The sequence below is a fragment of the Flavobacterium sp. genome, assembly GCF_043756175.1.
In the GTDB taxonomy this organism is placed as follows: domain Bacteria; phylum Bacteroidota; class Bacteroidia; order Flavobacteriales; family Flavobacteriaceae; genus Flavobacterium.
Genome location: NZ_JAYURN010000098.1, coordinates 25783 through 38245, shown reverse-complemented (window position 1 = coordinate 38245; position 12463 = coordinate 25783). Strand labels below are relative to the sequence as shown.

At 31.3% G+C, this 12463-nt stretch carries 12 protein-coding genes; 8 read left to right on the top strand and 4 right to left on the bottom strand.

From position 1 onward, the window contains the following. Nucleotides 1-114 precede the first annotated feature (114 nt). From ACH2BP_RS07695 to aroC, 3 genes are all read right to left on the bottom strand, one after another. Nucleotides 115-1701: a T9SS type A sorting domain-containing protein gene (locus ACH2BP_RS07695; protein ID WP_395058599.1), complete on the bottom strand. Its 1587-nt coding sequence runs from the start codon at nucleotides 1699-1701 to the stop codon at nucleotides 115-117. Between the two features lie 57 nt (nucleotides 1702-1758). Continuing rightward, nucleotides 1759-3024, bottom strand: coding sequence for a dicarboxylate/amino acid:cation symporter (locus tag ACH2BP_RS07690; RefSeq protein ID WP_395058597.1), 1266 nt, complete (start codon nucleotides 3022-3024; stop codon nucleotides 1759-1761). Between the two features lie 135 nt (nucleotides 3025-3159). Then, entirely contained in the window at nucleotides 3160-4221 is a 1062-nt protein-coding gene (gene aroC, locus ACH2BP_RS07685; RefSeq protein ID WP_395058595.1) for a chorismate synthase, read from the bottom strand. Between the two features lie 143 nt (nucleotides 4222-4364). On the opposite strand from aroC, the gene ACH2BP_RS07680 reads away from it, so the two are divergent. The 8 genes from ACH2BP_RS07680 to ACH2BP_RS07645 all read left to right on the top strand — a co-directional run bounded on the left by ACH2BP_RS07680 (nucleotide 4365) and on the right by ACH2BP_RS07645 (nucleotide 11256). Beyond that, on the top strand, nucleotides 4365-4928 hold the full coding sequence (locus ACH2BP_RS07680) for a hypothetical protein (protein WP_395058593.1): 564 nt from the start codon (nucleotides 4365-4367) through the stop codon (nucleotides 4926-4928). Nucleotides 4929-5333: 405 nt separating this feature from the next. Continuing rightward, nucleotides 5334-6059: a hypothetical protein gene (locus ACH2BP_RS07675; protein WP_395058591.1), complete on the top strand. Its 726-nt coding sequence runs from the start codon at nucleotides 5334-5336 to the stop codon at nucleotides 6057-6059. Between the two features lie 66 nt (nucleotides 6060-6125). After that, entirely contained in the window at nucleotides 6126-6683 is a 558-nt protein-coding gene (locus tag ACH2BP_RS07670) for a hypothetical protein (protein WP_395058589.1), read from the top strand. An 11-nt stretch (nucleotides 6684-6694) separates the two neighbouring features. Beyond that, a complete protein-coding gene (gene csgH / locus ACH2BP_RS07665; RefSeq protein WP_395058587.1) occupies nucleotides 6695-7423 on the top strand; it encodes a curli-like amyloid fiber formation chaperone CsgH in 729 nt (242 codons plus the stop codon). A 12-nt stretch (nucleotides 7424-7435) separates the two neighbouring features. Further along, nucleotides 7436-7834, top strand: coding sequence for a curli assembly protein CsgF (locus ACH2BP_RS07660; protein WP_395058585.1), 399 nt, complete (start codon nucleotides 7436-7438; stop codon nucleotides 7832-7834). A gap of 57 nt (nucleotides 7835-7891) precedes the next feature. Further along, nucleotides 7892-9307: a CsgG/HfaB family protein gene (locus tag ACH2BP_RS07655; RefSeq protein WP_395058583.1), complete on the top strand. Its 1416-nt coding sequence runs from the start codon at nucleotides 7892-7894 to the stop codon at nucleotides 9305-9307. A 7-nt stretch (nucleotides 9308-9314) separates the two neighbouring features. Beyond that, nucleotides 9315-10802 (top strand): carboxypeptidase regulatory-like domain-containing protein, encoded by a 1488-nt coding sequence (locus ACH2BP_RS07650; protein ID WP_395058581.1) that lies wholly within the window; start codon nucleotides 9315-9317, stop codon nucleotides 10800-10802. A gap of 22 nt (nucleotides 10803-10824) precedes the next feature. Continuing rightward, nucleotides 10825-11256 carry a hypothetical protein gene (locus ACH2BP_RS07645; protein WP_395058579.1) on the top strand — a complete coding sequence of 144 codons (432 nt, stop codon included), beginning with the start codon at nucleotides 10825-10827 and terminating at the stop codon, nucleotides 11254-11256. A 2-nt stretch (nucleotides 11257-11258) separates the two neighbouring features. On the opposite strand, the gene bshA is transcribed toward ACH2BP_RS07645, so the two are convergent. Next, a complete protein-coding gene (gene bshA, locus ACH2BP_RS07640; protein ID WP_395058577.1) occupies nucleotides 11259-12395 on the bottom strand; it encodes an N-acetyl-alpha-D-glucosaminyl L-malate synthase BshA in 1137 nt (378 codons plus the stop codon). Nucleotides 12396-12463: the final 68 nt, after the last annotated feature.

Below are 12463 nucleotides of genomic sequence, written 5' to 3'. Positions count from 1 at the left end.
ATTATATAAAAATAAGAAAGCCGAATCGTAAGATTCGGCTTTCTGTTGCAAAAAATTTAAAAAATTCAGTCGAATTTATATATTCAGACTGAATTTTTATTTTTTTATATTGTTTTATTGTTTTACTACCTTAATAGTTTTAACTAATCCATCTACAGTAACTTTCACTAAATAAGCACCATTTGACAAATTTGACATATCTAATTTAGTTTCTGTTGCATTGATAATTTTTGTCATTACTTTCTGACCTAATAAATTATGCACAGATACATTAGAAATATCTTTTGTGTAAGATAAGTTTAATACATCTTTTACTGGATTTGGATAAGCAGAGAAGCCATTCAAATCGAAAGAACGATTGCTTAATGAGGCATCATAAGCCGATAATCTAAAATTACCTAGAGAACCATCATAACCAAAAACTCTAATTAAGAGTACATTACCAGCAGTTTGACCTATTAATGATAATTTAGAATAATCTGCTCCAACTGGAGTTGTTGTATTACCAAGGGAATCATCACAATTCACAGCAACTAATGCGCCACAAGTACCTGAATAAACTTGAACAACAGTATCTAATAGCAAACCAGTTCCTGCTACTGTAGCATCTGTTTCTATTGTTAAAGTACCTGATGCAGGCACAACAACACTATACCAAACATCTTTACCATTAGTTGTAAAATTAAGCGCTCCACAAGATGGAATAGGCGTTTCTCCACTTAAAGTCCCACCCGTATTTGAAGTATTAATAGCTTGATCTCCAAAAACAGCTCCAGGAGTTAATGCAATTGGACTAGAACAATCATCATTTACAGGAGGTGCAGCTAAAGTTGTAAAAGCTATAGATCTCCATGCGCTGAAACCAGCTCCACAATTATTTCTAACATGGAAATAATAAGTTGTGTTAGATGATAAACCTATTGCATTATAAGTTGTTGCTGTAGTTGAAGTTCCTGCAACCACAGGATCTGTAGCAACATTATCAAGTACATATTCATAATTTACTCCCGTTACTGCTCCCCATACTAAATTAGCTGATGTCATGGTTAACGTATTAAAGCTTAAACTTGAAGGTCTAGCGCAAGAAACTGGTCTACCAAAAATTGTTTCAGGTCTAAAAGCTGAATTTGCTCCCAAAGTTACAGGAGCAGCAGTTGGACTATTCGCGCTCTTTGTACCTGCAGTCAAATTATTGGTTGCAGTAAGCGTGCTAGCTACGGTAGCCAGAACACCTGGAGAAGCGTTTTGATAATCAAAAGCTACATAAATTCCGCCCCCACTATAATTAAAAGCAGCTCCAGTAAAAGGAATGTCAAATTCACCAACAGCAGTTGGCAAAGTTACGCTTCCATTACTAACTGAAGTCATTGTAGAAACTGCAGTAGCCCAAGTAGTACTTTTTAGATTTGTTGCATCAGCTGTGTTTTGTAAATAAATTTGAATATTTCCAGTTGTAGCAACATCCAAACCTACAATGTAATTAAATCCTAATGCGTTTATTAAATTTCCAGAAGTAAAACCCGAAGCTGCCATTTCGGCCGCAGTTATTATCCAAACACTTCTCTGATATCTATAAGCACCTTGTGGTCCTCTAATTTGAGAAGATGCACCATTTGTTGACAAAGCAACACTATAATCCGATTGCGCATTCATAGCCAATCCAAAAAAAGCAACTAATAATGTAAGTAATAGTTTTTTCATAATAATTTATTTAAAATTTTAAGTAAATATATATATAAAAATCAAATTATCAATATTTTACTCCTCTTTCTCCCATTTTCCAACAACACTTGTAGCCAATGCGTTTCCTAAAACATTAGTTGCACTACGAAACATATCACAAAAATGATCTATTGGTAATATTAAAGCGATTCCTTCCACAGGAATATCAAACATGCCGCAAGTAGCCGCAACAACTACTAAACTCGCCCTAGGAACACCTGCAATTCCTTTACTAGTAAGCATAAGAACTAAAAGCATGGTCATTTGCGTAGGTAAATCTAAATGAATACCTGAAGCTTGTGCAATAAAAATACTGGCAAATGTCATGTACATCATACTTCCATCAAGATTGAAAGAATAACCTAGAGGCAACATAAACGATACAATCTTATCTTTTACACCAAAACGCTCTAATTCTTCAGTCAATTTTGGAAAAACCGCTTCAGAACTCGTAGTTCCAAATGCAATGATTAATGGACTTACGATATGTTTTAACAAGGATTTCATTCTGCTTCCTAAGAAAACAAAACCTATTACAAGCAAGAAAACCCACAAGGAACTAATTCCTACTAAGAAAGAACCAAAAAATTTGGCATAGGTAAGTAACAAATCGTTTACATCGCGAATAGCAAAAACTCCTGCAATAGCACCAAAAACTCCAATTGGTGCAAATTTCATTACATAACCAACCATTTTAAGAATTACATGAGAAATAATTTCTAACACATTTGTTACTGGTTTTGCATAAGTCCCCATTGATGCTGTTGCCAATCCGAAAAAGATAGAGAAAATAACAATTTGTAATATCTCATTGGTTGCCATGGCTTCAAAAATACTTTTTGGTATAATGTGCTCTATAAAGTTTTGTGCCGAAAAATTTTGTGTTTTATCTACTACTTCTGAAGCTGTTGTTGGATCGATATCGATTAATTTAAGTCCAACACCTGGTTCGAAAAAGTTAACCCAAAACATTCCTATTAATAACGAAATAAAAGATGCAGTAAAAAACCAAGCCATTGCCTTTCCTCCTATTCGTCCTACAGATTTGATGTCTCCCAATTTAGCAATTCCTACTACTAAGGTTGTGAGTACTAATGGTGCTATAATCATTTGAACCAAACGTATGAAGACTGTTGCCAACATTTTGATATAACCACTAAATGCTTTGGCATCTTCTGGTGTATAATTGTTGTGTATAAAGATTCCTAAAACAGCTCCAAGCAACATTGCTATTAGGATTTGAGTGGTAAGATTACTAAAAATTGATTTTTTTGTTTGGATTGTAGATTCTGTTGAATTCATAGTTTATTGTTGAATGTTATTGTTTTTTTAGCCCTGATGGAAAGCGATATCCTTTTTCTTGCTTCTTTAGCAAGGAAAAGATTTAGCGGACAGCAGGAATAGCTTCTCATTTCGACAAGCTCAATGTGACAGTTATTATTTATACATTTTATTTAAAAGAAAAAAATCAGCAATTACAAGTGCCGCCATTGCTTCGACAATGGGAACGGCACGTGGTACCACGCAAGGATCATGACGTCCTTTGCCTTGTTGCTCTATAATTTCGTTTGTATTTGTGAGTACTTCCTGTTTTTGAATAAGTGTGGCAACAGGTTTGAAAGCGACACGGAAATAAATATCCATTCCGTTAGAAATTCCACCTTGAATTCCGCCTGAGAGATTACTTTTTGTAGTTCCGTTTTCGTTATACAAATCGTTGTGTTCACTTCCTTTCATCTTGGCACCACAAAATCCGCTACCGAATTCGAAACCTTTTACCGCATTTATAGAAAGCATGGCTTTTCCTAATTCGGCATGAAGCTTATCAAATACTGGTTCTCCAAGACCTATTGGTGCGTTTTGTATGACACAAGTGATGGTTCCGCCTACTGTATCGCCTTGTTTTTTGATTTCTTTGATATAGTTTTCCATTTTCTCAGCCGAAGCCAAATCAGGACAACGAACAGCATTACTCTCTATTAATGAAAAATCTAAATCTTGATACGGTTTATCTATAAAAATTTCTCCTACAGAAGATACAAAGGCATTTATTTTTATTTCTGGAATAACCTGTTTTGCGATAGCTCCTGCTACTACTCGACTTACGGTTTCTCGAGCCGAACTACGACCACCACCACGATAATCACGAATTCCGTATTTTTTTTCGTAGACATAATCGGCATGACTTGGACGATACGAATCTTTTATATGAGAATAATCATCAGATTTTTGATTTGTGTTCGGAATAATAAAACCAATTGGAGTTCCTGTGGTCTTACCTTCAAAAATTCCTGAGAGAAATTGTACATCGTCTTCTTCTTTTCGTTGCGTAACTATAGAAGACTGTCCAGGTTTACGACGTTGCATTTCAAGCTGAATAGCTTCTAAATCGAGAATTATATTTGGTGGACAGCCATCTATAATTCCACCTAAAGCTTCTCCGTGGGATTCACCAAAAGTGGTTAATTTAAAAATATTTCCGTAGCTATTTCCTGCCATTATTTCTTATTTTCAACAAATATAATCTAATCACTAAAATTTATAAAATAATATTAAGATAATATTAAAATAAATAATAAAATGAATTAACGGCATAATAATTGTATCTTTATATGCGTTAAATTAAAAACTAAAAAAATATTATGAAAAAATTATTTATTACAGCTTTGATGCTTACTGGATTTGTATTTAGCATACAAGCGCAAGAAAAACATGCAATTGGAATTAGATTAGGGGATAATTCAGGTTTTGGAGGTGAAGTATCATTTCAAACTGCTTTATCTAAAAACAATCGATTAGAACTAGATTTGGGTTTTAGAAATGAAGGCAATGTTTATTATGGTGGATATGGAAATAACTATTACAACAACGGTAAAGGTTATGCTCATAATGATGTTAAATTAGTTGGTATATACCAATGGGTATTTGATATTAAAAATGGTTTTAAATGGTATGTAGGACCTGGAGTTGGAGTTGGAATATATAGTTCAAAATATTACTATAATGAAAAAACCTATTTATTAGAGAATAAAAGTGGTGCTTTTGCTGTTATAGCTGGAGATGTAGGAATCGAATACAACTTTAAGTTTCCTTTGCAACTTTCTTTTGACATAAGACCAGAAATATACCTTAGTCCTGATTATGTAGCTGCTAGAGATAATAGTTTTGGTCCTGATTTAGGATTAAGTGCTAGATATAGATTTTAACTAAGTTTACAATAATATTATTTGAACCTATCATTTTTTGGTAGGTTTTTTTTGTATTATAATTTATCAAAATGAGATACAAAAATAGTCTAACCAAAATTAGTTAAATTACTTCCTGAAATATAGTTATATAAAACACACCCTTTTCTTAATAAATTAAATTTTTAACACAAAACAATGCATTACATCGATTAAATACGTTATTTCGTAGAAAATATATTAAAAAATTACATTTTTAATAAAAATAAAAAAAATGTTAAAATATTTATTTTATCTTTGTAAAGCAATACCACTTTCAGAATTATTTTCATTAACAAATTAATACACAGCGTATTAATTTTTTTAATCCATAGAATAGCACTTCATAATAATATGTAATTATAAACCAATTAAATATTTTAAATTATGAAAAAAGTAGTTTTAAGCATCTCCGCGATGCTGATTTCCATGGGTGCATTTGCACAATTAAACTGGAGTGATGTACTTCAAGTAGGTGATGATAACGCTTCATCTGTAGCACAAATTGGGCTATTAAATTATTCAAGTGTTGAGCAACAGGGTGATGATAATACCGCAAGCGTAATTCAAGTGGGAGGTTACAACAATTCCGATATTTTACAAGTTGGAGATGCTAATGACGCTTCTGTAGATCAGATGGGAAATGATAATACTGCAATCCAATATCAAAATGGAATGGGTAATGTAGCCATGGTTGAACAAGATGGTTCTGAAAATTATTCTGAACAATATCAATATGGATACAATAATTACGCATCTGTTTCTCAAACAGGAGGTAATAATTACGCAGGTCAATTGCAAGTTGGATATTCAAATGAAGCTATTGCAACTCAAATTGGTTGTGAAAACGAAAGTGTACAAATCCAGTACGGAACAATCAATTTAGCTGTAAACTACCAAGAAGGTCATGGAAATTACGCAGGATCATTACAAGATGGTTATTGGAACTGGTCATTTATTACTCAATTGGGTAATGACAACGGTGCTGTAACTTATCAATTTGGAGATGTTCATACAAGCGTTGTAAATCAAGTTGGTGACGGAAACTCATCATATGTATACCAAAACAATGGCCCTGTAGGACCTGAAAACCCATGTAACTGTGATAATTAAAAATAATTAAAAAGATGTGTGAGAATATTAATTTTTACACATCTTTTTTCAATTTAAATAATTTTCATGATGATGACTCTAAAAAAAATAGCATTTAATATTTTAATTATACTGTTTTTAGTAACGCATACTTATTCTCAAGAAGATATTAACTCATACGGAAATAATCAACAATCACTAATTCAAAAGAACGAATTAAAACCTATTGGTACAACTGATAGTTTTGAATTACTTAATAAAATCAGTCAAAACGAACTAATCAACAATCAAACAAATAATATACAAGAAAATACTTATGTTACTATTTCTCAAATAGGTAATTATAATAATTCAAATATTAATTTAAGTTCTAATTACGGTCAAATAGATGTATATCAGAATGGAAATAATAATTCAACAAATATTTATAGACAAGGTAATCAGGTTAATGAATCTGTTTCTCAAATAGGAAATAACAATTACATACAAGATTATTCGCCTAATTTTTACGAAAATTCATCGATACAATTAAATCAGTACGGTGATAATTTGAGTTTGTATAATTACGGGACAAACTCGCTGACAAATTCACTAAATATCATACAAACAGGAAATGATCAGGTTGTTTATATAATTAGTAATTAATCTAATATAAAATGCCAAAAATAAAATTTATACTATTCCTTACAATTTTGTTTTTTCCTTCCATTTTATTTGCGCAAATAACAAATAAAGAAGTGAAGGCGAAAATTGAAATTGAAGAAAATGCCGATCTAGTTTCGATAAGTGGGCTTGCCGAAAATTTGACTGATGGCTACAAAAGCTTATCCTATAAACTTTCTGTAATAAAAATGAGCAAAACGAACAATCGATCTAACAATTTACAATCAGGACGATTTACTCTAGAAGCCAATCAGATAAAAGTTTTATCTAAATCCCAAATAAATACAAACAATAGCAATCAAACCATTATTTTACTTCTTATATATGATGAGAACGAACAACTTGTAGGTAAAGATAGATTTGTTATTGGTGAAAAAAATATAAGTACAAATTATAATCAGCAATTAAAAGATGGTGTTGAAATTACAGGTATTGTATCCGACGAAACCAAAACAAAAATGGGGAAAGATTTTTATGATGTTTATTATACAGAATATAGTAAATTGAAACTTAACTCCCCCAAAATCATTGTTGTCGAAGAAGAATTAAGCAACTCCAGGACTACGAGAATAAAAATAAAAGTAGATAGTGATATACTAAACGAATTTATCACAAAACCAGATGAAGAATATTTAGCAAGTATGGCAGATGATTCTGTAGTAAAGACCTATAATTATTTAAAAAATTTAGAGAAACAAAGCCAATCAATTAAACAATATTAGCTTGTAAAAAAAATGAAAATTCTACTAAATATATTAATTGTATTAATCGCAGGACAAGTTTATAGTCAAGATTTAGTTTATAAACCTAGGAACCCAAATTTTGGTGGAGATACTTTTAACTATCAATGGTTACTAAGTTCCGCTGAAGCACAAAATTTATACAAAGAAGACGACAGCGGTAAATTAAAACAAAAAACAGATTTACAAAAATTTACCGATAATTTAAACAACCAGTTATTAAATCAGGTCTCGAAATCGTTATTTCAGCAACAATTCGGGACAAACGGTATTACTACTGGAGTTTATAATTTCGGGAGTTTATCGGTAGAAATTTATCAATCAAATTTGGGTTTAGTTATTAGTATTCTTGATACAAACACAGGAGAACAAACACAATTAATAATTCCGTAACGATAAGTTATATATCATAAAGTCATTTTATTATTCTAAACACATAAAAGCCTTTTTATGAAATACATAAAATACATTTATCTCGTCCCAATGATTATATTAACTAGTTGTGGTGCTTATTTTAATCAACCACTTGGTATTGAAAAACCCAAACTTGGAGAAAATTCCGAAACAGGGATAAATCTAAAAAATCTACCCAAACCTAACGAACCCATTGTTGTAGGTGTCTATAAATTTAGAGACCAAACAGGACAATATAAAGAATCTGAAACCGGAAGTACTTTTAGCACTGCAATTACACAAGGAGCAACAACAATTCTTATTAAAGCTCTTGAAGATTCTAAATGGTTTACCCCCATTGAGAGAGAAAACTTAGGTAATCTTCTAAACGAAAGAAATATTATTAGATCTACCCGTCAAGAATATGCAAAAGGCACTGAGTCTCCAGAGACACAACTCACACCTTTACTATATGCAGGAGTCCTTCTTGAAGGAGGAATAATTTCCTATGATTCTAATATTTTAACTGGCGGTTTTGGAGCAAGATATTTTGGAGCTGGCGCTTCAACCCGCTATCGACAGGATAGAATTTCAGTTTATTTGAGATTAGTTTCTACATCAAACGGAAAAATACTTAAAACTGTTTATGTGTCTAAAACTATCCTTTCACAAGCAATCGAAGCAAGTTTGTTTAGATATGTAGATTTTAAACGATTATTAGAAGTCGAAACTGGTTACACAAAAAATGAACCAATACACCTTGCTGTTACCGAAGCTATCGAAAAAGCTGTAGAATCTCTTGTTATTGAAGGAATTAGAGATAATATTTGGCAGGTAAATGCTCCTGCTCTTAAAATAGTACAACTTATAAACGAATATGATAAAGAGAAAGCTATAGCAGATGAAACACAAATGTATGGTCGCCATTTATATCAGAAAAGAGGCAAATTCGGGATAGGTCTTGCGGGAGGGGCTTCATTAATCAACGACGATTATTCAAATCCTGTGGCAAGATCTATGGCTCGAGGAGAACTCAAATATTTATTCTCACCAACATTTAATCTAAATGGCTCTTACAATCTTTTTTGGTTTGGAAACACTAATAAACTAGAAACTAGTTATAATTCTTTAGATTTAAATATTGAAGCTATTTTATTACCTTTTGATAAATTTACACCTTATTTTTTTGGAGGAATAGGATATAGTTCAAACAATAATTTTGAAAATAATTTTGTTAAAGTTCAATTTGGAGGTGGATTAGAGTTTTTATTTTCAGATAATGTTGGTATTAGAGCTTTTGCAGAAAACAATTTGACTAATAACGACAATCTAGATTATCTGATAAAAGGAACTAAAAATGACTCATTCTTACGATTCGGATTAGGTTTAAATTATTATTTTGGAAAAAGAAAACCTCAAAAAAAGATTGAACCTACAGAAGTAAATTACCAAGAACTTATAAACACTAAATAAAAATATCATGAAAAAAAGAATTCTAAATTTTAGATTTTTTCTTATTGCCATGATTATTTTTTCATGTAGTAAAGAAGAAATAACCGAAACCGGTGTTGGCACAATTACTGGAAGAGTTGTAAATGAAACAACTTTCGAGCCGCTTGCTAATGCTAAAGTATCTTCAAGTCCTAACTCAAGTACGGTATTAACAGATGCCCAAGGAAATTTTACAATGCAAAATATTCCTATTGGTAATTATTCGTTCCAAGCACAAAAAGAGGGATATATTGCAAAGTTTGAGGCAGGTACTGTACTCGTAAATTCTTCAATAGAAATTGTTTTCGAATTAAAGATAAAAGAAACTGATAATAATCCGCCAACAATTCCTATACTAACATTACCAGTTGATAATGCAATAGATCAGCCATTAAATGTTAATCTGGCTTGGACTTCTACCGATCCAGAAAATAATACACTTACTTACGAAATTACTTTAAGAAATGACTCAAATGATATTATTCAAACCTTTTCTGATATAACAACGACGAATTTTACTTTATTAAATTTGAATTATGCGACCAAATATTATTGGCAAGTTTCAGTTTCTGATGGAACAAATCCAAAAGTTCTGAGTGCAATTAGCAGTTTTAGAACTGCCATTTTTCCTAATGCTAGATTCTTATATGTAAGAAAAATGAATGGCAATAATGTCCTTTTTACAGCAAATGATACAGGTAATGAGCTACAACTAACTACTAACTCTACAAATTGTTATAGACCGCGCAAAAACACGCAAGGTAACCGAATTGCATTTATAAAATCTGACGGAGCTCAAGAACATATATATACTATGAAACCTGATGGTTCTGATGTGTTTAAAGTAACGAATTCAGTTCCAATTACTGGTTTCAATCTAGATTATATTAATTTTTCTTGGTCAGGAAATGGAAGCCAGATTATATACCCAAACTTTGATAAATTATATCGTATTAATTCTGATGGAAGCGGTCTCATACAAATATATCAGACTACAAATAATAAATTTATTTCCGAATGCGATTGGAGTGTTGATGGTACTATGATAGCACTAAAAATTAATGATGTAAATGGTTATAATGCAGAAATATTAGTAATAGATAAATCAGGAAATTTATTAAGCACAGTAATCACAGGATTTAACGGAGCAATTGGCGGATTACATTTCTCTGTTAATAATCAGAAATTATTATTTACTAGAGATATTTCTGGATATCAAGCGCCTGATTATAGACAACTTGATACCAATATTTTCATATATAACTTTATAACAAATCTTACAACACAACCAGCTGTGTCAAAACCAACAGGAACTAATGATTTAGATGTTAGATTTTCTCCTAATGAGGCAGAATTATTGTTTGTAAATACCTCAAACGATGGGGTTTCTACTCGATTCATTCAAAAATATACGTTGGGAGTTACAAATACAAGAGTTACTTTATATACAAATTGTACAATGCCAGATTGGAAGTAAAATCAGTATTTTATCAGTTACTATGAAAACGATTTATTACACCTTATTTTTTATACTATTTGTATCATCTTGTGGTACAAAAAAGAGTAATATAAATAGCAATCAAATTAATTTATGTGAAACTATTTTTCAAAATTACTATGTGGGTTCTTCTAAAAAATCTATTAGATTAATTAAAAACTATGAAGATTATAAAAGCATTTTTTTAGGATTTAGGGCAAAAAAAATTCCTTACGTGGATTTTAATAAATCAAATGTTTTGGTGATTAATATGGGTGAAAATAAAACAACAGGATTTATTGTGGAAGCTTCAAAATTAATAGAAGATAATGGTAAAATAATCCTTATTTTTAAAGAGATTTATCAACCAAAAGAAAATGCAATTGCTAATAAATCATATAGACCAATTTCTATTTTTAAAATTAATTCTAAAAAAGAAATAATAATAAAATAAAATTACTTTCGTAGTGATTCATTTATGGCTTTTATATACAAAGTCTCATATAAAGGAACTATTTTTTCGACTGAAAAATTCTTAGCAGCCTCAAAAGACCTCTTTTTAAATTCATTAAGAATATTATCATCTAAAAGGATTTTTAGTGCATTTTCGGCCATATCTTTTACATCTCCAACATTACTTAAATATCCTGAAACACCATCAATATTTACCTCTGGCAAACCACCCGAGTTACTAGATATTACAGGAACACTACAAGCCATAGCTTCAAGGGCTGCAAGGCCAAAACTTTCAGTTTCTGATGGTAATAAAAACAAATCAGTAAGTGCTAAAATTTGATTTATTTCATTACTATTTCCAAAGAAAATCACTTTGTCGGTTATACCTAATTTTTCACATAACTTTTCGGCTTTGGCTTTTTCTGGTCCGTCGCCAACCATCATCAGTTTTGCAGGTATTTTTTGCTGAATTTTATAAAAAACCTTCACAACATCGGGAATATTTTTTACCTTCCTGAAATTACTAATGTGTGTAATAATTCGCTCTTCTGGTTTTGCCATTACCGAACGTTTACAAGGAATATTATCAATAATTTTATTTTCTAATTCGATAAAGTTTGGGATAACTTCTATCTCACTTCTAATATCAAAAAGTCTTAGAGTATCATCCTTTAAACTTTGAGAAACCGACGTTACTTTATCCGATTTATTAATACTAAAGGTTACTGCTGTTTTGTAAAACGGATGGTTTCCAACCAGCGTAATATCCGTCCCGTGCAATGTCGTAACCATAGGAATATTAATCCCTTGATCTTTTAGCATTTGTTTTGCCATATAACCGGCATAAGCGTGTGGAATAGCATAGTGCACGTGCAATAAATCGATTTTATGTAGTTTTACCATATCGACCAATTTGCTAGACAAAGCCAACTCATAGGGTTGATAATGAAACAGTGGATATTCAGGAACATTTACCTCATGGTAATGAACATTTGGGTTTAATAATGCCAAACGAACGGGTTGCCTATAAGTAATAAAGTGTATTTCGTGACCACGACGGGCAAGTTCTAGACCTAATTCGGTGGCAACAACGCCACTTCCTCCAAAAGTTGGATAACAAACGATTGCTATTTTCATTTATTGATTTTGATGAAACGAATTTACTGAAAATAGAATTTATCCTACGATAAATAAAAGTTAAATAT